At 53.1% G+C, this 20,501-nt stretch carries 18 protein-coding genes; 5 read left to right on the top strand and 13 right to left on the bottom strand.

Translation table 11 applies throughout. From position 1 onward, the window contains the following. Window positions 1-21 precede the first annotated feature (21 nt). Both mgtA and ACLJNW_RS16395 read right to left on the bottom strand, forming a co-directional pair. Window positions 22-2,748 carry a magnesium-translocating P-type ATPase gene (gene mgtA, locus ACLJNW_RS16400; protein WP_000131298.1) on the bottom strand — a complete coding sequence of 909 codons (2,727 nt, stop codon included), beginning with the start codon at window positions 2,746-2,748 and terminating at the stop codon, window positions 22-24. Window positions 2,749-2,967: 219 nt separating this feature from the next. Beyond that, on the bottom strand, window positions 2,968-3,663 hold the full coding sequence (locus tag ACLJNW_RS16395) for an MgtC family protein (protein ID WP_000392700.1): 696 nt from the start codon (window positions 3,661-3,663) through the stop codon (window positions 2,968-2,970). 508 nt (window positions 3,664-4,171) lie between these two features. On the opposite strand from ACLJNW_RS16395, the gene ACLJNW_RS16390 reads away from it, so the two are divergent. Beyond that, entirely contained in the window at window positions 4,172-5,074 is a 903-nt protein-coding gene (locus ACLJNW_RS16390; protein WP_001682335.1) for an EamA family transporter, read from the top strand. A gap of 42 nt (window positions 5,075-5,116) precedes the next feature. Here ACLJNW_RS16390 and ACLJNW_RS16385 read toward each other — a convergent pair whose 3' ends face one another. The 8 genes from ACLJNW_RS16385 to dagR form a co-directional block, all read right to left on the bottom strand. Further along, on the bottom strand, window positions 5,117-6,046 hold the full coding sequence (locus ACLJNW_RS16385; protein WP_000749537.1) for an Rpn family recombination-promoting nuclease/putative transposase: 930 nt from the start codon (window positions 6,044-6,046) through the stop codon (window positions 5,117-5,119). Window positions 6,047-6,281: 235 nt separating this feature from the next. Beyond that, window positions 6,282-7,025, bottom strand: coding sequence for a 2-dehydro-3-deoxy-phosphogluconate aldolase (gene dagF / locus ACLJNW_RS16380; protein ID WP_001186147.1), 744 nt, complete (start codon window positions 7,023-7,025; stop codon window positions 6,282-6,284). Continuing rightward, window positions 7,012-8,121 carry a D-glucosaminate-6-phosphate ammonia lyase gene (dgaE, locus tag ACLJNW_RS16375; RefSeq protein ID WP_000188473.1) on the bottom strand — a complete coding sequence of 370 codons (1,110 nt, stop codon included), beginning with the start codon at window positions 8,119-8,121 and terminating at the stop codon, window positions 7,012-7,014. Before dgaE ends, dagF begins: the two co-directional genes overlap by 14 nt. A gap of 3 nt (window positions 8,122-8,124) precedes the next feature. Next, on the bottom strand, window positions 8,125-8,985 hold the full coding sequence (locus ACLJNW_RS16370; RefSeq protein WP_001541140.1) for a PTS system mannose/fructose/sorbose family transporter subunit IID: 861 nt from the start codon (window positions 8,983-8,985) through the stop codon (window positions 8,125-8,127). Continuing rightward, the gene (locus ACLJNW_RS16365; RefSeq protein WP_000380259.1) at window positions 8,982-9,731 is read right to left on the bottom strand and encodes a PTS mannose/fructose/sorbose/N-acetylgalactosamine transporter subunit IIC; all 750 of its coding nucleotides are present in this window, start codon (window positions 9,729-9,731) and stop codon (window positions 8,982-8,984) included. Before ACLJNW_RS16365 ends, ACLJNW_RS16370 begins: the two co-directional genes overlap by 4 nt. 145 nt (window positions 9,732-9,876) lie before the next feature. Then, window positions 9,877-10,362, bottom strand: coding sequence for a PTS system mannose/fructose/N-acetylgalactosamine-transporter subunit IIB (locus ACLJNW_RS16360; protein ID WP_001284295.1), 486 nt, complete (start codon window positions 10,360-10,362; stop codon window positions 9,877-9,879). 10 nt (window positions 10,363-10,372) lie between these two features. Beyond that, window positions 10,373-10,798 carry a PTS sugar transporter subunit IIA gene (locus ACLJNW_RS16355; RefSeq protein WP_000214106.1) on the bottom strand — a complete coding sequence of 142 codons (426 nt, stop codon included), beginning with the start codon at window positions 10,796-10,798 and terminating at the stop codon, window positions 10,373-10,375. A 218-nt stretch (window positions 10,799-11,016) separates the two neighbouring features. After that, the gene (gene dagR, locus ACLJNW_RS16350; RefSeq protein WP_023137574.1) at window positions 11,017-13,815 is read right to left on the bottom strand and encodes a transcriptional regulator DagR; all 2,799 of its coding nucleotides are present in this window, start codon (window positions 13,813-13,815) and stop codon (window positions 11,017-11,019) included. Between the two features lie 196 nt (window positions 13,816-14,011). Between dagR and ACLJNW_RS16345 the strand changes: the two genes are divergently transcribed. Both ACLJNW_RS16345 and ACLJNW_RS16340 read left to right on the top strand, forming a co-directional pair. Continuing rightward, complete coding sequence (locus ACLJNW_RS16345; protein WP_000824212.1) at window positions 14,012-14,305, top strand: YicS family protein; 294 nt, start codon at window positions 14,012-14,014, stop codon at window positions 14,303-14,305. A 105-nt stretch (window positions 14,306-14,410) separates the two neighbouring features. Beyond that, window positions 14,411-15,793 (top strand): glycoside hydrolase family 1 protein, encoded by a 1,383-nt coding sequence (locus ACLJNW_RS16340; protein ID WP_020838462.1) that lies wholly within the window; start codon window positions 14,411-14,413, stop codon window positions 15,791-15,793. Window positions 15,794-15,852: 59 nt separating this feature from the next. Here ACLJNW_RS16340 and nepI read toward each other — a convergent pair whose 3' ends face one another. Next, window positions 15,853-17,046, bottom strand: coding sequence for a purine ribonucleoside efflux pump NepI (nepI, locus tag ACLJNW_RS16335; RefSeq protein ID WP_023204783.1), 1,194 nt, complete (start codon window positions 17,044-17,046; stop codon window positions 15,853-15,855). Between the two features lie 215 nt (window positions 17,047-17,261). Here nepI and ACLJNW_RS16330 point away from each other — a divergent pair, with 215 nt between their 5' ends. Next, entirely contained in the window at window positions 17,262-17,621 is a 360-nt protein-coding gene (locus ACLJNW_RS16330) for a type II toxin-antitoxin system RelE/ParE family toxin (RefSeq protein ID WP_023204782.1), read from the top strand. Further along, entirely contained in the window at window positions 17,605-17,928 is a 324-nt protein-coding gene (locus ACLJNW_RS16325) for a helix-turn-helix domain-containing protein (protein WP_023204781.1), read from the top strand. Before ACLJNW_RS16330 ends, ACLJNW_RS16325 begins: the two co-directional genes overlap by 17 nt. Before the next feature lie 432 nt (window positions 17,929-18,360). On the opposite strand, the gene ACLJNW_RS16320 is transcribed toward ACLJNW_RS16325, so the two are convergent. Both ACLJNW_RS16320 and uhpT read right to left on the bottom strand, forming a co-directional pair. Next, entirely contained in the window at window positions 18,361-18,813 is a 453-nt protein-coding gene (locus tag ACLJNW_RS16320; protein WP_001519640.1) for a DUF1198 domain-containing protein, read from the bottom strand. A gap of 192 nt (window positions 18,814-19,005) precedes the next feature. Beyond that, window positions 19,006-20,397 (bottom strand): hexose-6-phosphate:phosphate antiporter, encoded by a 1,392-nt coding sequence (gene uhpT, locus ACLJNW_RS16315; protein ID WP_000879181.1) that lies wholly within the window; start codon window positions 20,395-20,397, stop codon window positions 19,006-19,008. Window positions 20,398-20,501: the final 104 nt, after the last annotated feature.

Raw genomic sequence — 20,501 nt, 5'->3', positions numbered from 1 at the left:
CTGGGCGATCCTCAAACATCATTAAAACCACTGGCCAAAGCGTTTGATATAAAAGCGCTTCATGCCTTGCGCCACCAGACAGTAGCTCAATAATGTCGCCACCAACCATGGGAAGTAGCTCAGTGGCAGCGGCTCCAGTCCAACCATCGCGCCCAGAGGTGAGAATGGAATATAAATGCCTATCGCCATAATCAAGCCGGTCGTCAATAATACCGGCAACGTCGCCCGACTTTGGATAAACGGTATTTTCTGCGTCCTTAGCATATGCACGACCAGTGTCTGCGAGAGCAGACCCTCAATAAACCAGCCGGACTGAAAGAGCGCCTGCGCCTCTACGTTATTAGCTGCAAAGACGTACCACATCAACGCAAAGGTTGTGATATCGAAAATAGAAGACGTTGGGCCAATCCATAGCATAAAACGGCCAATATTTTTCGCGTCCCATTTCCGCGGCTTACGCAGGAACTCTTTATCCATTTTGTCCCACGGCAACGACAACTGCGAAATGTCGTACATCAAATTCTGGATCAACAGATGAATCGCCAGCATCGGCAGAAACGGAATAAACGCGCTGGCTACCAGTACCGAAAAAACATTGCCGAAATTAGAGCTGGCGGTCATATTCAGGTATTTAATGATATTGCCAAAGGTTTCCCGCCCTTTGATAACGCCTTCCTCAAGCACCATGAGATCTTTTTCCAGCAGAATAATATCTGATGACTCTTTAGCAATATCGGCGGCGCTATCGACGGAAATTCCCACATCCGCATCACGAAGCGCGGGCGCGTCGTTGATCCCATCTCCAAGAAAACCAACGGTATGACCATTTTTCTGTAGCGCTTGCAAAATACGCGTTTTTTGTAACGGCGTCAGCCGGGCGAATACTGCGCGTTTCTCCACCTCAGGCGCCAGTTCGGCATCTGACATCGCCTCAACCTGGGTTCCGGTCAGGATATCGTGCGTATCAATACCCACTTCCAGACAGATACGCGCCGTCACAACCGGATTATCGCCGGTGAGGACTTTGACCGCCACGCCGTTATCCCGCAACGCGGCAATAGCTTTTCCGGCGCTTTCTTTCGGCGGATCGAGAAAAGTGAGCATCCCTTCGATGGTAAGTTCGGTCTCATCCTCCACACTTAATGTCGGATTGTTCCCGGAACCATCCAGCTTACGTGTCGCTATCAGCAATACACGGAATCCCTGCGCATTGTAATCTTCGGTTTTCGCCAGCAGTAGCTCGCGGCGTGTTTCCGTCAGCGCCACCACACGATCGCCTTCGCGAAGATGGGTGGCTACCATCATCATCTCTTCAACGGCGCCTTTGCAGATCAGGCATCTGTCTCCATGCTGCGCATCCTCCACCAGGACCGATACCCGGCGACGTACAAAGTCGAATGGCAGTTCATCGCGTTTAATGAAGCGCGCTTTTGTCGATGGTGCGATTCGACCCTCGCCAAAACGCAGTATGGCGCGATCCATCACATTCCGGGCGCCGCTCTGGCTGCTACTATTCAGCCAGGCCAGCATCAATACCCGGCCGCTTTTTACACCGCTCACATCCAGATGATGCTCCAGAAAAATATTGTCCTGGGTTAAGGTACCGGTTTTATCTGTACACAGCACATCCATCGCGCCGAAGTTTTGAATAGCGTTCAGGCGTTTGACGATCACTTTGCGCCGCGACATCGCAATCGCGCCTTTTGCCAGGTTGGAACTGACAATCATGGGCAACATTTCCGGCGTCAACCCCACCGCAACTGCCAGCGCGAACAGCGAAGCCTCTACCCAGTCTCCCTTACTGAAACCATTGATCAGCAGGACAACCGGCACCATGATCAGCATAAAGCGTATCAACAGCCAGCTCACGCTGTTGACTCCGCGATCGAAAGCCGTCTGGGTACGCGTACCCACAATGGATTTCGCCAGCGAGCCGAACCAGGTACGGCTTCCCGTCGCGACCACGACCGCTTGCGCTCTGCCGCTGGTTACATTGGTTCCCATCAGACAGATATTGCCCAAATCTAGCAGGCTTTTATCTTTATCAGGCAATTGCTCGCTGTCTTTACCTGCCACATCAGCCATAACATCGTATTTTTCTACGGGTAATGATTCACCACTAAGAATTGACTGACTGATAAAGAGATCGCGCGACGCCAGCAGTCGAACGTCGGCGGGCACCAGATCGCCTGCGGCCAGAAAAACCACATCGCCCGGCACCAGTTCTTCAATGGGAATCTCTTCCTGCACCGCGCCTATATTGCCCGGCCCACGACGCAACACCGTGGCGGTGGTGCGAACCATCTTTTTCAGCGCCTGTGCTGCTCTGTTAGTGCGAAACTCCTGCCAGAAACGCAATAACCCGCTCAAACTGACCATCGTCAGAATAATCAGCACGCCAGTGAGATCGGTCTCTTCGCCACGGCGTAACGGGAGCCAGTAATCCGTGATGAAACTGACCCCTGCCAGTGCCATCAGAACGTAAATAAACGGGTTATTGAATGCCTGCAGAAGCTGAACCAGCACCGGAGGAACTTGCTCATGCGCCACTTCATTGCGCCCATACACTTTCAACCGTTCGCTGGCCTCTTCTATCGTGAGGCCCTGACGATGGCTGTTCAGCCGCGCCAGTGTCTCCTCCGGGCTATGAAAAGCTTCCGCTTCGATCGGAAATACTTTTTTATGCTGCTTATCATTTTCTGACGCCGGGCGATTGAGTTTCCGGTTTTCAATGTTCATGTCAGTCATGATGAATCCCCAAAATTAAGGTGTAGTGTTTCCTGCATATCACGCCCAGGGAATAGTAAACTCACGATTTGAAGGTGAATGCCCCGGGAGAATTATCTATGCATAAAAAAGGTTATTGCTTACTCACTATTTTGAGTGGGTTTTATTTTATCGACTCGGGAATATCCATCATTCCCTCCTTATACGCCTGGCGTAATGTTGCAATTGAATAAAAAACTATTATTGACTATCAATGCTCCAGTGAATTGCGGTGATATTATCGTTATCACCTATTCTGGATATAATCAGTTCTCGCGTTTTACGATAATCAGCATGACCCACGAGCTCGGCACGAATTTCTTTATAGCCCTGTTCCTGAGCGGGGACCGAACCTAACCCTTGTAAACAGATCGCGGCCTCTTTTACGATATTCAGTAACCACTGACGAACCTCGCTTTCATCTTCTTTATTACAGGTTACTTTCAGGATATAACGTTTTTCTCCCTCGGCGGATACCGGGAGTTGATTTATACGCTGCGCCGCTTCACGCAGTAAAATATTGGCGCAAAGAATAATGATCGTCGCCGCCAGCGCATTTTTGAACTGCCCTAAGCCGCATAACACGCCGATGCCCGCCGAACACCATAGCGTTGCCGCAGTGTTCAGCCCGCGCACATTCATCCCTTCGCGCATGATGACGCCCGCCCCCAGAAAGCCAATCCCAGAGACAATCTGCGCCGCAATTCGCCCGGGGCTGTCTGGCGATGTCGTCATGGAGCTCAGAATAAAAACGGCGGCGCCTGTCGCCACCAGCGCATTAGTGCGTAATCCCGCCATACGTTGACGCCATTGTCTTTCCGCGCCAATCAGCGCGCCCAACAGCATAGCGGCCAGTAAATTTAAAATATAAGGAAACATTAACATACGTTCCTCCATTTTTTCTGGAAGAATAAGTACGTGCTATATTTAGCACACGACAAATTTCTGCCCTGAGGCAATTAGCGTCGTGTTAACGGCGGAGGAAATAAAGCGTGTTTAAACATGAACATGACGATTACCTCGCGACAATGCGCGTGTTGTAACATTATTGGGATGACAATCGTCACAAGGGGAGATTGCTGCCCACCGGTTCGGCAAGCAGCGCAGGAATAGCGTGCGTTAACTTGCCAGATGATTTACGTAAAAGTGACTGTCCAACATATTACTCCTGCATGAATTTGCGCTTATTATAGTCAGCCAATATGTTCCGTAAAGTGCAAAGGCGGGTTTAGTGACGTTCTGTTTAAGTTTGTTTGATATTTTTTCTTATGACAAAAAAATGACAATATTATGTCGATAACAAGCTCGTCTGAAATCATTAAACAATAAATTCCTGCTTAATACCGGCGATAGCTCTGTTATGATGCCTGCACGTAAAAAAATAAAACAACATGACGAGGAAAAAATGGGTTCCACCAGAAAAGGGATGCTAAACGTCCTGATTGCCGCCGTATTGTGGGGGAGTTCAGGCGTTTGCGCGCAGTACATCATGGAGCAAAGCCGTATGTCGTCACAGTTCCTGACGATGATACGTTTGTTATTCGCCGGGCTGATACTGGTGACCTTCTCCTTTATGCACGGCGATAAGATATTTTCAATTCTTAAAAACCGCAAAGATGCCCTGAGTCTGCTGATTTTCTCCGTGGTGGGCGCGCTCACCGTTCAGCTAACCTTCCTGCTCACGATTGAAAAATCCAATGCCGCCACCGCGACAGTGCTGCAATTTTTATCGCCGACCATTATTGTAGCGTGGTTTGCATTAGCGCGAAGAACACGACCAGGCATTCTGGTCTTAACCGCCATTCTTACATCGCTTATCGGCACCTTTTTACTGGTGACTCACGGCAATCCAACATCGCTGTCGATCTCTTCAGCCGCGCTGTTCTGGGGTATCGCCTCCGCATTTGCCGCCGCCTTTTATACGACCTGGCCTTCCAGGCTAATCGCCCAATACGGCACGCTGCCAGTGGTCGGCTGGAGTATGTCCTTTGGCGGCCTTATTCTGCTGCCCTTCTACGCTAAAGAAGGAACGCACTTTGCGGTGAGCGGCAGCCTGATTCTGGCCTTTTTCTACCTGGTGGTGATCGGTACGTCGCTGACGTTCAGCCTGTATTTGAAAGGCGCGCAACTGATTGGTGGCCCCAAAGCCAGCATTTTAAGCTGCGCGGAACCGTTAAGCAGCGCCCTGCTGTCGCTGCTGCTGTTGGGGATTAGTTTTACCTTGCCGGACTGGCTGGGCACGCTGCTCATTCTCTCGTCAGTGATTCTGATCTCCCTCGATTCCCGTCGACGCGCGCGGGCCGCTTAACGCCGTTGATAATCACGATGACCGGGCGGAAGAGGGAAAAGTTTAATGGCGCTTTGCCTTAATCTCTTCGTCAGAAAGCCCGGTAATCATCAGCACCATCTCTCGATTGATCCCCTGTTCCAGCATCGTATGCGCAATACGCAAGGCTTCCTCCTGCTTACCTTGATGTATACCTTGTTGCACGCCTTCACGCTTACCTTTTCTGCGCCCCGATTCACGTATTCTGTCTACGATCGTCATTAATCTCTCCTTGTGTTGGGGAACACGACGCGCCACCTCGCGGATAAACTTGCCAAAACGAGGCGTGCTGCCATGCTGTATTAGCAAATAATTAAACAGCGCTTTTAGCTGACTGTCATTAGCGTTTCCCGTAATCAGAAGTACCGCTAAACGCTCGACCAATCCCATCAGGTCGCGCTGACGTATATGCTTTTGTACCAGTTCCAGCATCGCGATACGTCGATGCTGCATAATCTCGTTATCCGGCACCACCGTAATGTCTACCAGTGGAAATGCCGTCGCATAAAGCTGACGCGCCAGTGCAGGATCGTCAAACTCATCCAGCCAGCAAAGCGAAAAGGGATACGGGCTTTTCGCGCCATGGTAAAACAGCATGGGAATCACCAGCGGTAACGTTTTATGGCCAGCATCCAGATGGCGCTGCATCGCGGCAGTGGCGTAACGCATTAACCGGAACGCCATATGCGCGTCCGGCGTACTCTGGTGCTCGATAACGACATAGATATAACCATCGCCTTCACACGTTTTTAGCGACCAAAGGACGTCGGAATAAAACGCGCGTAAATTTTTCTCGATAAAACTGTCCGGCGCCAGTTTCAACGTCGTCAGATCGCAACGTATTCTTAGCGAATGGGGAAGATGAATATTGAGAAAATCCCGTGCGGTATCCGGATGGCGTAAAAACGTTTTGAATACCGCATCATGAGGCGTGGACGTGGGGCTTTTTTTCATGGCGATCCGTCACCTGAGGAATAAGATGACGCCACTGTACTCGCCAAAAATACAGACAGCATTCAGGAAAATTTAACCCTGCGAGGGGGCTCGAAAGAGAATCACTGACGTCTGCAATACGTACATTTTTGCCCAGCCTGCTACGCATTATCGCCCGATAGCGTAACGCTAACCGGGCCTACAAATACACGTCATCTGTAGGCCAGGTAAACGCAGCGCTCTTCGGCGATAAATCTCACACCAGCGCTTTGACTATCTCCATCAACCGAATGACGTCTTCGGGGCGCGTATTGCCGGTTTGCGGATCGATAATCGAGCTGTAAACATGCGGCATGACGCGCGGCACGCCTGCTTCCAGGCAGGTTTGCAGGATAATACCGAAATTATCCAGTGAGATACCGCCGGTCGGCTCGATGAGCGTCATGCCGTGGCGGGCGGCGGTTGTCGCCAGCGCATAGAGTTCCGGTAACGACTTTTCGCCGCCCATCGGGAAAAACTTCGCCGCATGTGCGCCCATATCCTGCATCATGCGTACCGCCGCTTCACAGGAAACGCGGGCTGGCGTTCCCTGGCTGCTGCTGACGCCGGTAGAAATCACCACCTCGCCAGGCGTTCCCGTCGGGCTGACCAGGGCGTTGATATGCGTTTGCTCGCCGCCCGTCGCCGCCAGTGCGCCCGCTGCGAAGCCGCTGCCGGTAAAGGTCTGGTTGACGTGGGCCGGGTGAGTATGGGCGGCAATCATCGCCGCTTTGTAGTACTGCGCCGGGTCGCCTGCGCCCAGTCCCACCGAGATAGACGGCACCTCCGCCATCCAGCGTTTCACCTCCGGCACGCCCTCTTCTACCGTAGCGAACTGCGCGGAAAGTACGCCAATGACCGCATGGCCTTCGGCGGCTTCATAGATAGCCTTCGCGTTGGCGATATCCTTTGCCAGTACGTTAATCGCTACCCGCTGACGATAAAAATTAATCTGCTGCATGTTCTGCAATCTCCCTGAGTCGCGCCACAATCAATGCCATTTCCCCTTCAGCTACCGTGCGTGGATCGAGGCTAAAAACCCCCTGATGAAGCTGATATTTGCGGGCGTAAATCGCTATCTCGCCGCCGCGCAACTGCGCTTCGACGTCCTGCGCATTCAGCCCCAATTCAGATGCGTTCACCCGCACACGAATACGCCAGATTGCACGCCCGGCCTCATCCTGTTCGATATCGGCATAAAGTCCATGGATGGCGGAAATCGCTTCCGCGACCGGCTGTAACTGTGCTGCGGTCACGGTCGTCTGGCCCTGGTGGTAATTCTCCAGCGCATACACCAGCCCAACCATGTTTTCCTTGCCGATTTTCATCGCCCTGGCAATCCCCTGGTGCTGCGCTTTGCAGGCGGCAATCCACGTTTTCTTGCCAGTAATAAAGCCGGAGGTTGGCGCATTAAAGGCTTTCGCGCCGCTATAGATAACCATATCCGCGCCGCTCGCCACCCAGCCGCGCAAATCCTCTTCCGCCGCGGCATCGACAATCAACGGCAGGTGGTTGGCCTGCGCCACCTGTACAAAATCGTCAATGCTCAACATGCCTTTCTGTACGCAATGGTGTGATTTCACATACAGTAGCGCGGCGGTCTTTTCGTTAATGGCGCTTTCCAGTTGCCAGCGGGCCGCCAGATTGCTCGCCCCCACTTCCACTATGCGCCCGCCGCCAAGACGAATGGCGCTGGTGACTGGCGCGCCGTAGTCAACGTTATGCCCGCGCAGCATCACTACCTCATTGGCCATACCGCTACTGTCCGGCATCAGGGCGACGCGCGCCCGCTCGCCGTGGGTGATGGCGGCAGCGACGGCAATGGCAATACCCGCCGAGGCGCACGAGGTGATATAGCTATCTTCAGCACCCGTATAGCGCGATACCAGTTCGCCGGTTTTTTCCACCAGCGCGTCAATCTCGACGAAAGCGGAAGCCGCGCGCGCGGTGGCCTGCATGACCTCCGGCGCGACGCTTGAGACGCCCAGAATGGTCATTTTGCCGCAGGCGTTAATGACCTTTTTCAACCCCAGTTGTTGATAGATATTCGGCGTCATGATTTACAGCACTCCCAACAACGAACAGACTATGCTCAGTGCGACAATCGACAGCAAAATGGTGGTGTAGCGCGGCCCTTTTTTTACCAGATAGAAGTAGATGGCGAATACCGCCGCCAGTGGCAGTAAGCCCGGCGCGATAGAGTCGAGGATCTGCTGAACCACCACTTCAGATCCTTTCAAAGCGCTAATTTTTAACGGCGTGGTGATTTTGACGTAGCTGGCGGAAAGCGCGCCCATCATGATCAAACCCAGCACGTTGGCCCCGTAGATCAGTTCTTTGATTCGCCCCCCTTGCAGCAGGCCGATAATCGAATCACGCCCCAGCGTATATCCTTTGTGGACCATGCCGTAGCTGATCGCCAGGGTGATCGCCGGGTAGAGAATCAGCGGAATAATACCGCCCATCGCGCTGCCATTTGCCGCGAACGGAATAAAGATCGCTATCAACAGCGGCATCACCGCCGCCCAGATAATCGAGTCGCCCATCCCGGCAAGCGGCCCCATCAGGCCCGTTTTAATGCCGGTGATAGACGAGTCGTTAATCGGCTCGCCGCGCGTTTTTTGTTCTTCCATGGCAATAGAGATGCCCTGAATCACCGCGCCGAAGGTCTGCTCGGAGTTAAAGAAGTTAAGGTGGCGTTTTAGCGCTTCTACCTGCTCCTCTTTTTTTGGGTAAAGTTTTTTGATGATCGGCGTCATCGAGGCGCAGAAAATCAGGCTTTGTAAGCGCTCATAGGAGCTGGAAACCTCGGCGCCCAGCCAGTAGATAAACCAGGCTTTGGTGATGTCTGCTTTGGTCAGCGCCCCGCTTTCCCGCGCGCGCTCAACCAGTTCATGTTGCATTACGTCACTGCTCATCATGCTGCTCCTTCATTTTTCGCCAGGCCTTTAATCAGGAAGGCGACACAGGTGCCGAAGATGGCCATCGCCATGATGTCGACCTTGAGGTACAACACCGCGAAGAACCCGCCGATAAACCACGGCAACAGGCTCTTTTTACCGATCACCATAATGGTGATGGCAAAGCCCAGCGCCGGCAGAATGCCGCCCATGATTTCAAAGGAGTGGGTTAACCAGTGCGGCATCAGTTTAAGGAAACTTTCCACCACATCCTGGCCAAAGTAGTTAGCGGCAAAGACCACCGGGAAGCGCAGCACCAGCCCCAGCAATGCCGGGTAAAGAAAGGCGCAACGCATGATGCCCGCCATGTTTGCCGTTTCCGCGTGTTTATCCGCCATATGCACCCAGGCGGCGTTCAGCGTGCGCCTAAGCTGATCGAGAAACACGCCAATCACGCCAAACGGGATTGCCAGCGCGATCGCCAGGTTTGGGTCCATACCGGCCTTCACCGCGATAGGAATGGAGATACAGGCCGCCAGCGCCGGGTCCGACGGCACGTTGCCGCCCGGCGTTGAGGTCACGCCCAAATAAACGAGCTGCATCCCTGCGCCGATGATCATCGCGGTCTGCATGTTGCCAAGCAAAAGCCCGACAAATACCGCGATCACCACCGGTTGTAACAGCATCGCGGAGAAGGTGTAGCCGAGGCGTAAACGGGCAAACCAGTAATACAACCCCATCAGGCTTGCAAAGAGTAAGGTATCCATAGTGTTATCCTATACACTTCATCCTTCAGGCTGCCTCTTTGTTGGCTGCCTTCGCTCACCCCAGTCACTTACTTTAGTAAGCTCCAGGGGATTCACTCAGTTGCCGCCTCGATGCATCCAGAATGATTTTGTGTCTATTAAAGGGTTAGAATTTTTTCAGGATATCGTCGAGCGGCTGCGGCTTATCTTCCGGAATGGTCTGGAAAAATACCTGAACGCCACGGTTTTTCAGGTCGTTAAGAATGCCGACGTCTTTTTCATCCAGCGTAATATTCTGAAAAACCGCCTTGCGGTTTGGCCCGCCGCCGAGACCGCCAACCTGAATGCGGGTGACGTCAAAGCCCAGCTGTATGGCGTCCTGCACCGCCGCCAGTGAGGGAAAAAGCACCAGCACGTTACCGTCGCCAAGCTGATTTTCTTTCCATGCGGCGGCAAAACTCTGGTTGCCGAAGCAATCCACTTTGATATTTGGCGGCGCGGCCATCAGGTAGATATTTTTCATAAACGGATCGGCGTCCAGTTCATCACTCACAACGGCTATCCGGTTCGCCTGAGATTGTCCGACCCACTTCGTGACAACCTGTCCATGAATGAGACGGCTGTCGATGCGGCATAAAACGATATTGGCCATGATGTTTTCCTTAGAGTGATTGTTGTAGCTGACGTACATGGGCGACCACATCCAGGCAGCTACTGCGCCCGGCCTCAACTAACTCGTCCACGCAGGCGGTTAGCATCCCTTGTTCGCGCCTGTCCAGCGCCTCCAGCAGTAGCGACGCATTCAGTCCGGCAATCACCGCCACCGGATAATCGGCGCTTAGTCGCGCCGCGACGTTGGATGTCGTGCCGCCGACAAAATCCGTCAGGATCAGCGAGCCTTCCGGCAGCGTTTTCACCACGGCCTCGACGCGTTGATAAAACTCGCCCAGCGTATCGACAGGCATTAGCGCGATTTCCGTCACGCCTTTAATTTCGCCCGTGACCATACGCAGGCTGTTGCAAAGCGGTTGTCCCCAGCCGCCATGCGTCAGCAGCAGGATGTGGGGCAACGGTTGTGTGGTAGTCAAAATGGCCTCCTGGCGCAATTACATGAGAACACCGGCATATATTGCCCGGTGGCACTGCGCTTACCGGACCTACAGGACACTCCCGGTAGGCCGGATAAGGCGTTTACGCCGCTATCTGGCATAACGCATCATCAGAAAAGCAAAGGTTGTGCCAGAATTTGTGTCACGCGAGGAAGAAGAAAGGTCTGGCGAGGCGCGAAGCCCCGCCAGTAAAAGGATTAGCTATAGAGCAGTTCGTAGATATAAAAATATTCCGCATCCGATAAACGGATGGCGTAGGCGTCTTCGATCGGCAGAAAAGCGGATTTGATGACACTAAACGCGCGCGCGTCCAGATTCGGCTGACGTTCCAGCGCCATCTGTAACGGTTTACGGTTAATCACAATACGCTCTACCATACAGCAGCAGTGGATCAGGAAGCGCAGTGTCACCTGGCGGCTTGGTTTCAGGGAAAGCGAAGACGTCAGATGGTTAAAAACGCCCTCCATCTCTTTCAGAATACGCTGCGGGTTAAGCACGGAAATATGGTTGATGATACTCTCCATCGTTAGCGCGCTGATAAAGCGCATGGCGCTGCGCTCCATCTCCAGACGGCGTTCAGCATTGGACAGATCGGGCGTTAACAGGCTCAACACCAGTTCCGGCCCTTGTTCGGAGAAAAGCTCTTCCAGCGAAATAAACGGAATATCCGGCAGCCCCGGCTGGAAAGTGCCGACAATCCCCGCCAGCCGCTCGCTGGCATTCAATGCCTGCTGAACGCGCTCCAGACTTCGTACCTCGTTATAATCAAGGATCACCATCCTGGTGTCCTGCGACATCAGCTCGCCAAAGCTCTCCTCCAGCACCTTTTTGATTTTTTCCGCCGTTCCCATGCCGGTAATACAGGAGATGACCAGCACTTTGCCGCCGTTCTCCTGCTGCGGCGTACAAAGCTGGCAGGGGATATTTTTACTCTGCAGGAGCGCCGTCAACTGTGGTAAGTCGCTGGTTTCATAGCTTAAATCCAGCCCGACTTCCAGTAGACTGGTCAGCGTGATGTTCGGCATGAGCAAAACATCTATCTGGAATAATTTACTGATGGTGCTGCCGAAATGGATCAATGAACCGATGTCCACCAACAGGATAAGCCGCCGATATTGGCGGGTTTGAATCATTTGGGTCAGCGTTTCCAGCGTGTCATGCACCGACTGTTCAAACGGCATGTCGATGGCGCTGAACAACTCGCGCTCCAGCACGCGGTTGACATATTGCGCCTGACTGGTGGCGGTGGTCGCGCCGTGGGCGATCAAAATGACCCCGCAGTCGGGGCTGGCATCGATGCGCTGACGATAATGGCGGCACTCTTTCAGGAACAGGCATAGCCAGACCACTTCCGTCGCCGGACACTGAATATGCAGCAGTTCGTTGATTTTCCGACACAGCAGCGTGGCGTTGTCATATTCGTCTTTGCAGCGATCCAGGATCAAACTGGAAGAGTAAAGCTGCGGGATCAGGCCGCGCTGCACGTAGCCTATCAGCGCCAGGAAGTGTTTACGCAGTGGGTTAACCAGATTTTCCGGCAGCGAAAAGCCCAACACCTGCTCTACGCAGCCAATCAGCAGCGTCACGCGCTCTTCAATCTGGTCGCCATAGCGCGGCGGATGCGCCACGCTGTCGCGGCTGTAGAGACCGTATTCAAAAATCGAGCTGAGTTTATTTTTCAGGATCGCCAGCGTCTCCGCCGGGGGGACGTTACTGTTGCGCAAATTAACATATTCGCGCGTCAGGAAGCTGTAAAAGAGGTCGCTCTCTTCAATTTCCGCCCCGGTCGCCAGCGACGTCTTCAATGCGGGCAGCGTGCGCGCGTCTATATTTAGCCGCGCTTTACCGTCAAACAGAGTATCCACCAATAGACGCTGTTCCGGCGTCGGGTTAACCGACATCTCCGCCAGCCGCTTATCCAGCTGTAGCGTGTCGTTATGCTCGGTCATTCCCGATGCCCACGCCTGAGCGCAGAGAAACTGAATATCGCTTTTTAGCTGACCGATATTGCCTTCAAGGGGTTTATTCAGCAACCAGAGCAACAACGGTTTATCAATGCTGACCGTGCGTTCTATTTTGCGGCTTTCCCGCTGTAAGAACCCCACGATCAGTTCGATCTGTTCTTCAACGGAGCGCTGGCGAATGCCCGGCAAATCAATGCATACCTGAATACGCCGCTGGAAAGTACGTAACAGCGCCGACCCGACCGGCTCGGTAGTGGCGCAAATCAGGCGTACCGAAATTGATCGCGGCTGGCTGCTCACGCCAAGCGGACGGTACTCGCCTTTATCCAGAATAGAGAACAGCTTTTCCTGCCCTTCATAAGACAGACGGTGCACCTCGTCCAGCAGCAGATAACCACCGTCCGCCTGCTCCACGAGGCCTGTTTTATGTTCATTCGCGCCGGTAAACGCCCCCTGCCGATGACCAAACAGATGCGAGGAGAGCAGTTCCGGGTTATGGGCGTATTCCGCGCAGTTAAAGTAGACCAGCGGCGGGATAGCGCCGCTCGCCTGTTCACAGGCGAAACGGTGCATCAGTTCCGCAAAAAAGGTTTTACCGACGCCGGACGGCCCGGTAAGCAGAACGTGTAAACCGTGCGGATAGAGCACCGCCGCACGGCCTTTTTCTACCGCATCGCGCAGGCTGCGATCGTAACCAATCAGGCTGGTAAACGGATCGTCGGGCGCGTAATGCTCTTCATGCGGCAGCACATCCGCCACCGACCGCACTTCGCGTTCAGACTCTTCCAGCTGTCGTCCCAGCAACGTTTCCAGCGCCTGGCGATGCAGAAAATAGACCGGGCGGCCACGGCTTTTGATTGCCAGGCCGTCATTCCATAACTGATTGAGATCTTTGCTGACGGAGTTACGCGCCAGCCCAAGATTGAAACCTATCGCCTCCGCCGTAAACGCCGTCTCCTGCGCCAAATCGGCAAGGCATAGCCCGCGCGTCAGCCGTTCCAGCTCTCCCAGTACGATCTCAATACGTCTCATTACACTACCGCTTACGAAATAAAAGAGTAGTCAGAACATACACTATTCTGCCACGCAAGAAAGTGAAGGCGCAGCGAGAAACCGCCTTCCCACTTTTGCCTGACTTCAACGCCAACGGATAGCACGCCCCGATGAGTGAACGTCGCACGGTCTACACTTACTCTTGAAAAAGTGCAAACCGATAAGGATACCGTTTATGAAACGAAAAACGCTTCTGCTTATTGCCGCGCTTGTCGCGCTACCGGGCGTCACGTATGCCGACTCTCCGTTTAGCTCACTCCAGTCGGCGCATGAAAAAAATACGATTTTAAAGGATTTGCGCAAAATGTGTACGCCCAAAGGCGCGCTAACCGATGAAGCCTGGGAGAAAAAAATCATGGCAAGCGAGGGGAACCAGCAGCATATTCGGGAGGCGATGATCGCGATAGAGCGCAACAATCAGCATAACTACTGGCAGGCTCTCGGCAAGGTGGAATGCCCGGAGATGTAGCACCGCTTTTCCGCTTTTTGGTCGCGAAAATGCGGACTGTAACCGGTTTCTGTTCGCTAAAAGCGCGTATTCTGGAGCGAATTTACGCGACCAAGGAGTACGACAATGCGATACCGTTTTCCCGATAACTTCTGGTGGGGCAGCGCCTGCTCAGCGTTGCAAACCGAAGGGGATAGTCTGAATGGCGGTAAAAGCCAGACCACGTGGGATGTGTGGTTCGAGCGCCAGCCGGGTCGTTTTCATCAGGGCGTCGGTCCAGCGGAAACCTCAACGTTCTATCGCCACTGGAAGCAAGACATCGCGCTACTGAAACAGTTAAAACATAACAGTTTTCGCACCTCGCTAAGCTGGGCGCGGCTCATTCCAGACGGCGTAGGCGAGGTGAATCCACAAGCGGTGAGCTTCTACAATCACGTCATCGACGAGCTACTGGCGCAGGGCATCACGCCGTTTATTACGCTGTTCCATTTTGATATGCCGATGGTCATGCAGGAGAAAGGCGGCTGGGAAAATCGCGACGTCGTAGAGGCGTTTGGTCGGTACGCGCAAACGTGTTTTACCTTGTTTGGCGACCGCGTGAAGCACTGGTTTACCTTTAATGAGCCGATTGTGCCGGTGGAAGGCGGCTATTTGTACGACTTCCACTATCCCAATGTGGTGGATTTTAAACGTGCGGCCACCGTGGCGTACCATACCGTGCTGGCGCACTCGACCGCCGTGCGCGCCTGGCGCGCCGGGCGCTACGACGGTGAAATCGGCGTGGTGCTGAATCTGACGCCGTCCTACCCACGCTCGCAGCATCCCGCCGATGTGCAAGCCGCGCATCATGCGGATCTGTTATTCAACCGCAGTTTTCTTGACCCGGTATTAAAGGGAGAATACCCGGCGGACTTGGTGGCGCTGCTGAAAACCTATGACCAGCTGCCTGCCTGTCAGCCAGGCGACCGTCAGCTTATTGCCGACGGCAAAATCGATTTACTGGGGATTAACTATTATCAGCCGCGCCGCGTGAAATGCCGTGATACGGCGGTGAATCCGCAAGCGCCGTTTATGCCGGAGTGGTTATTTGACTATTACGACATGCCGGGGCGCAAGATGAACCCTTACCGCGGCTGGGAAATTTACGCGCCAGGAATTTACGACATCATCACCAACCTGCGGGATAATTACGGCAATCCGCGCTGTTTTATCTCCGAAAACGGGATGGGCGTTGAGAACGAGCAGCGTTTTGTGCAAGCGGGACAGATTCACGATGATTACCGGATTGACTTTATTTCTGAGCATCTTAAATGGCTGCATAAAGGCATTAGCGAGGGCTGTCACTGTCTTGGCTACCACATGTGGACCTTTATCGATAACTGGTCATGGCTGAACGGCTATAAAAATCGCTATGGTTTTGTACAACTGGATTTAGCCACCCAAACGCGCACGGTGAAAAAAAGCGGAGAATGGTTTGCCGCCACCGCAGAGCATAACGGTTTTGATTAAGCATTTATTATTGCCGGATAACGACTAACGTCGTATCCGGCCTACAAATGGCAGCAATATCAACTCATTGGCGTAATACGGACTTTCGCCGCCACGACTAACGCCGTCAACAGCATCAGTCCGCCGGAAAGCGCCAGCGGCGAAAGCAGCCCGAAATTGTCGAGCGCATAACCGCCCACCGCCGCGCCACAGGTATTTGCCAGTTGAATCACCGCGACCTGGATGGAACCGGCTTTTTCCGCCTGATCGGCAAGAGAACGAGTGATCCACGTTGACCATCCCACCGGCACCAGCGCAAACGCCAGTCCCCAGATAATCGCTATTGCCGCCGCCACGGTTTTGTCGCTTCCCCACACAATGAGCGTCAGCGCGCTCAGCGCCAGTAGCAGCGGCGCACCGGCCAGCGCCAGTTTTACCGAACGTTTCAGGGCGTAAGAGGAGAAAGAAGTGCCAACGAAGCTGGCAATACCAAAACTGAGCAACACCAGCGTCAGACCATCAACGTCAAAGCCCGCCAGATTCATATAGACCGGGCGAATATAGGTAAAGAAAGCGAACTGCCCGGCAAAAGACATAAAGATGGCGATCATCCCGGCCATCACGCCAGGGCGTTGCAACAGGCTAAACATATTCTGTTTCTGGTGAGAAGGTTCGCCCGGCAGCGACGGCAGTGATTTCACCACCCAGATGACGCACAGTACGCCCATCACCGCAGCGGCGTTAAAGACATTACGCCAGCCAATAATACCGCCCAAAAAACTGCCCAGCGGCGCGGCGATCACTAACGCGATGGAAACCGCGCCAAAAATCACCGACAGCGCTTTCGGCACGGTACGCGCGGGAACCAGTCGCATGGTCAGCGACGCCGACATCGCCCAGAATCCGCCCAGCGCCAACCCAAGACAGGCGCGGCCCAGCAACAGCAGCGTAAAGCTGCTGGCAAAGGAGACCATCAGACAAGAAGCCGTCAGCAAAACGGCGAACAGAATAACGATATAACGCCTGTCGGTCGCCTGAATAATCTGGGTAATGAACAGGCTGGAAAACATCGCGACAAACGCCGTAACGGTGACCGACTGACCGGCGACGCCCTCGGAGATCCCCAGATCCTGCGCCATCGGCGTCAACAGACTAACGGGCAAAAACTCAACGGTAATCAGGCAGGCGACACAAAACGCCACGGCAAAAACGGCTGACCAGTTAGGCCTGGCAACCCCATCAGCGCGGAATTTTTCTGCGATATTTTCATTCATTGTGATTACCTGCGTCGTTTTAGTGCGGAAAATTCATGCAGTGTAACATTACAAAATGTGATCTGATTAACGTTTTAGCAACTGACATTGTTGCGCTGCATTTTGCGAGGCTGGTCGAGCGTTGAGAATTATCTTCTCTCGCTGCGTGCAAAACCAAAAGGTGAGACATAGTGTATCACCTGGTGCTATACTTTAGATTACAGGATGTCAACCTGATGCGAATCTTCAAAACCAGGTGGTTTAGCAGAGAAGCGAAGTCCCACACGATAAAAGATGACGAGTTAAACGAGGCCATCAACGCCGTACTGCAAGGAAAAGCAGATAATCTCGGCGGCGGGGTTTATAAAAAACGTCTCAATCAAAACCGCGATCGCGCAATCGTGTTGGCAAAGGGAGGCGAACATTGGTTTTACACCTTCCTGTATGCCAAACAGGATATGGCCAACATTAGCTATCGCGAACTCGCGGGTTTCCGTGAGTTAGCAAAACACTATGCTTGCCTGACCGAAGATCAGATAACGGCACTCATTAATAACAAAGAACTGGTAGAGGTGCGCCATGTCAGCAAAAACTAAATTCAAAAGCCTTGCCTTTGAAGCGATTCATAGCGCGGCATCTGGATTATTTAGCGTGGATGCCATTCCCCAGGAGACAATGCGCAGTTTTGACACGGCCTGCTTAAGCAGCATCAAAGACCTGCAGCCACTTGAAATAAAAGCGTTACGAGAAGAACTCAACGTTAGCCAGCCGGTTTTCGCTCGGTACCTGAATACCAGCGTATCAACGGTTCAAAAGTGGGAAAGCGGCGCCAAGCGTCCCAGCGGGATGTCACTGAAACTACTTAATGTTGTCCAAAAACACGGGCTAAAGGTGCTGGTATGAGGGTTTTACCGATGGTCTGTTAAGGCTAAGTCGGATGTCTGGGGGTGGGCAAATTCAGTGTGCCACTACAATGTTTTCATGGTGCGCGCCTAAACATTTAGAGTTGTCTATAGACAATCATGTACAACTTCGAGTTTATGATAAGAAATTTTGAGACAGGAGGTATGGCAAGGAGTCACAGTTTTAGTGTTCAAAACAAGATCACATTTCCGTGATATATGTCACGGAAATGATGAGCTGTAAGTCTCTGATGTTTTGGCGTCGTTAGCGGTTATTCGGTGCGTTACTTCTGTGGTTCACCCTTAGCAAATACGATGGCGGCTACGCTTTATTTGGCTAACGATGAATCGCGTCTCCAGGCCGTTAATCGTGGCTCGCCGCCCTTGCCAGCCTCATTCATCTCGTCTTTTGTTAACGAGATAGTGAAGAGTATCAATGCAGCCAGTGGACACCCTCTTCCGGCTGAAAAAAGGCGTTATAGCGCAGTTGAAACGCGTTGATCTCCTGCATATCGGGTTCCATTTCGCGCAAAAAGCCCAGCGCCAGCCGTACCTGTGTATCGGTGATCGGCGCGGCTAAACGCGCTTTTTGTAGCAAGCGATGCCACCGCTGCAAATTCTGATCGCCGCCATCGACAATCACCATTTGCCAGATAAGTAACACCTGAGCGGCATTTTGCAAATGCGACTCATCAGGGCGATGCAGATACTGTAAAAATTCACCGCCCGCCGTTTTACCCATCTGATCAATCATCGATTCTATCGGCACTACATCAATATTCAGACGTTCGCTCAGGCGGCGAATCGCCCGGCGGGTATCCGATGTCAGCACCCGAAAACCCACAATAAACACCACCACAAACGTGGCCAGAATCAACCAAATCATGCGCACATCCGTCACCAAACAGGATGCCCATCATAACGGTAAATTTATAACTGTCGACGTTCTGGCCTGTCAGGATGTGATTTATTAACGCCTGTCTTCATTTACGCCAGACGCCGGATGTCCTGTCTGACGAACGCAAGGCATAAAAAAGCCCGGCGTTAAGCCGGGCAAAACGTTACCAAATGCACACATTTAAGCGATATTGACTTGCTGAATTTTTTTCTCACGGCGGATTTTGCGCTCTTCCATCACGGCGACCATCGCCATCAGGCAGATACAGCCGATCGCGGCGGCGTCCAGCGCGGCGAAGGTGCCCGCCCAGCCGGTCAGACCAAAAACGGGGGTGCCGTCGGCAATCATGCCCAGACCCAGCTTGGCAAAGCTATCGCCGATAAGATAAGCGAAGGTTCCCTTGATACCGTCCGCAGCGCCGATGGCTTTTTTCGGTACGAAACCGACTGCCGCCACGCCAATTAATAGCTGCGGCCCAAACACCAGGAAACCGAGCGCGAACAGCGAGGCCAGATAGACATACTGGTTGCTGGCGTGCTGGTAGACGCCGAGGGTGGCGATGATCAACGCCAGCGCCACACAGGCTACCAGCGCGCGACGACCGTTCGCCAGGTCAGAGAGCCAGCCCCACAGCAACGTGCCGACCAGCGCGCCCACTTCAAACAAGGTAAAGCCCTGAATCGCCACCTCTTTAGAAAGTTTCAGTTCCTGGAAGGCGTAGACGGTTGACCACTGGTCGATACCAATACGTACCACATACAGGAAGATATTGGAGAAGCACAGCAGCCAGATCACTTTGTTTTTCAACACATATTCAACAAAGATCTGCCACTTGGTCATTTCGTTTTCTTCAGTCTCTTTATCCTCTTCGCTGATCTCTTCGCCGAACAGTTCTTCAGCTTTACCCAGACCGTAAGACTCCGGGGAGTCGCTGCCAAAACGCAGACCGATAAAGCCAACAATCAGCGCGATAATCGACGGGAAGATAAACATGCCGATGACGTGACCGTCGAACAGGTAGTTGGCGCCGAACAGCGCCACGCCTGCCGCGCCCGCGCCGCCGAGGTTGTGGGAGATATTCCAGAAGCCGAGAAAGGTGCCGCGTTTACGACGCGGAGTCCATTTGGTGATGGTCGAGTAGCTGCACGATCCGCCGGTACTCTGGAAGAAACCGCTCAGGGCATAGAAAGCGATCATCAGAAACAGACTGGTTGACCCCGCGCCCATGCTGGCGCTGAAGCCGAGCATACAGATAGCGGAGAGGATCAACATAAACGGTAGAAACTGCTTGGTATTTTTACCGTCAGCGTAGTAGGAAACCAGCGTTTTCCCCACGCCGTAGGTGATCGAGAAGCCCAGGCCAATCATCCCCAGCTCGGTCATGCTCAACCCGTAGGTAGAAATCATGTCGTTCTGCGCGATGTTAAAGTTTTTGCGGATCAGGTACATGGTCAGGTAGCCGATAAAAACCACCAGATAGGACTGCATGAACGGCTTGAACCACATTTTACGCCGCACATCGAGCGGCAGATCCAGGGTCGGCTTGCGCACCTGGTTTAAGAAGGCCAGCATGGATTACTCCTGAGCTAATTTTTATACCTGCGAATGGCAGGCATTGTAAAAATCCACAGGAAAAGTGGCCTGCGACAGCGTCCAGGCAAAACCGGGAAAATTTC

The organism is Salmonella sp. SAL4457 (genome assembly GCF_046548235.1).
Lineage (GTDB): Bacteria > Pseudomonadota > Gammaproteobacteria > Enterobacterales > Enterobacteriaceae > Salmonella > Salmonella enterica.
The sequence above is the reverse complement of the archived record's forward strand: the minus strand, read 5'-3'. Positions and strand labels throughout refer to the sequence as shown.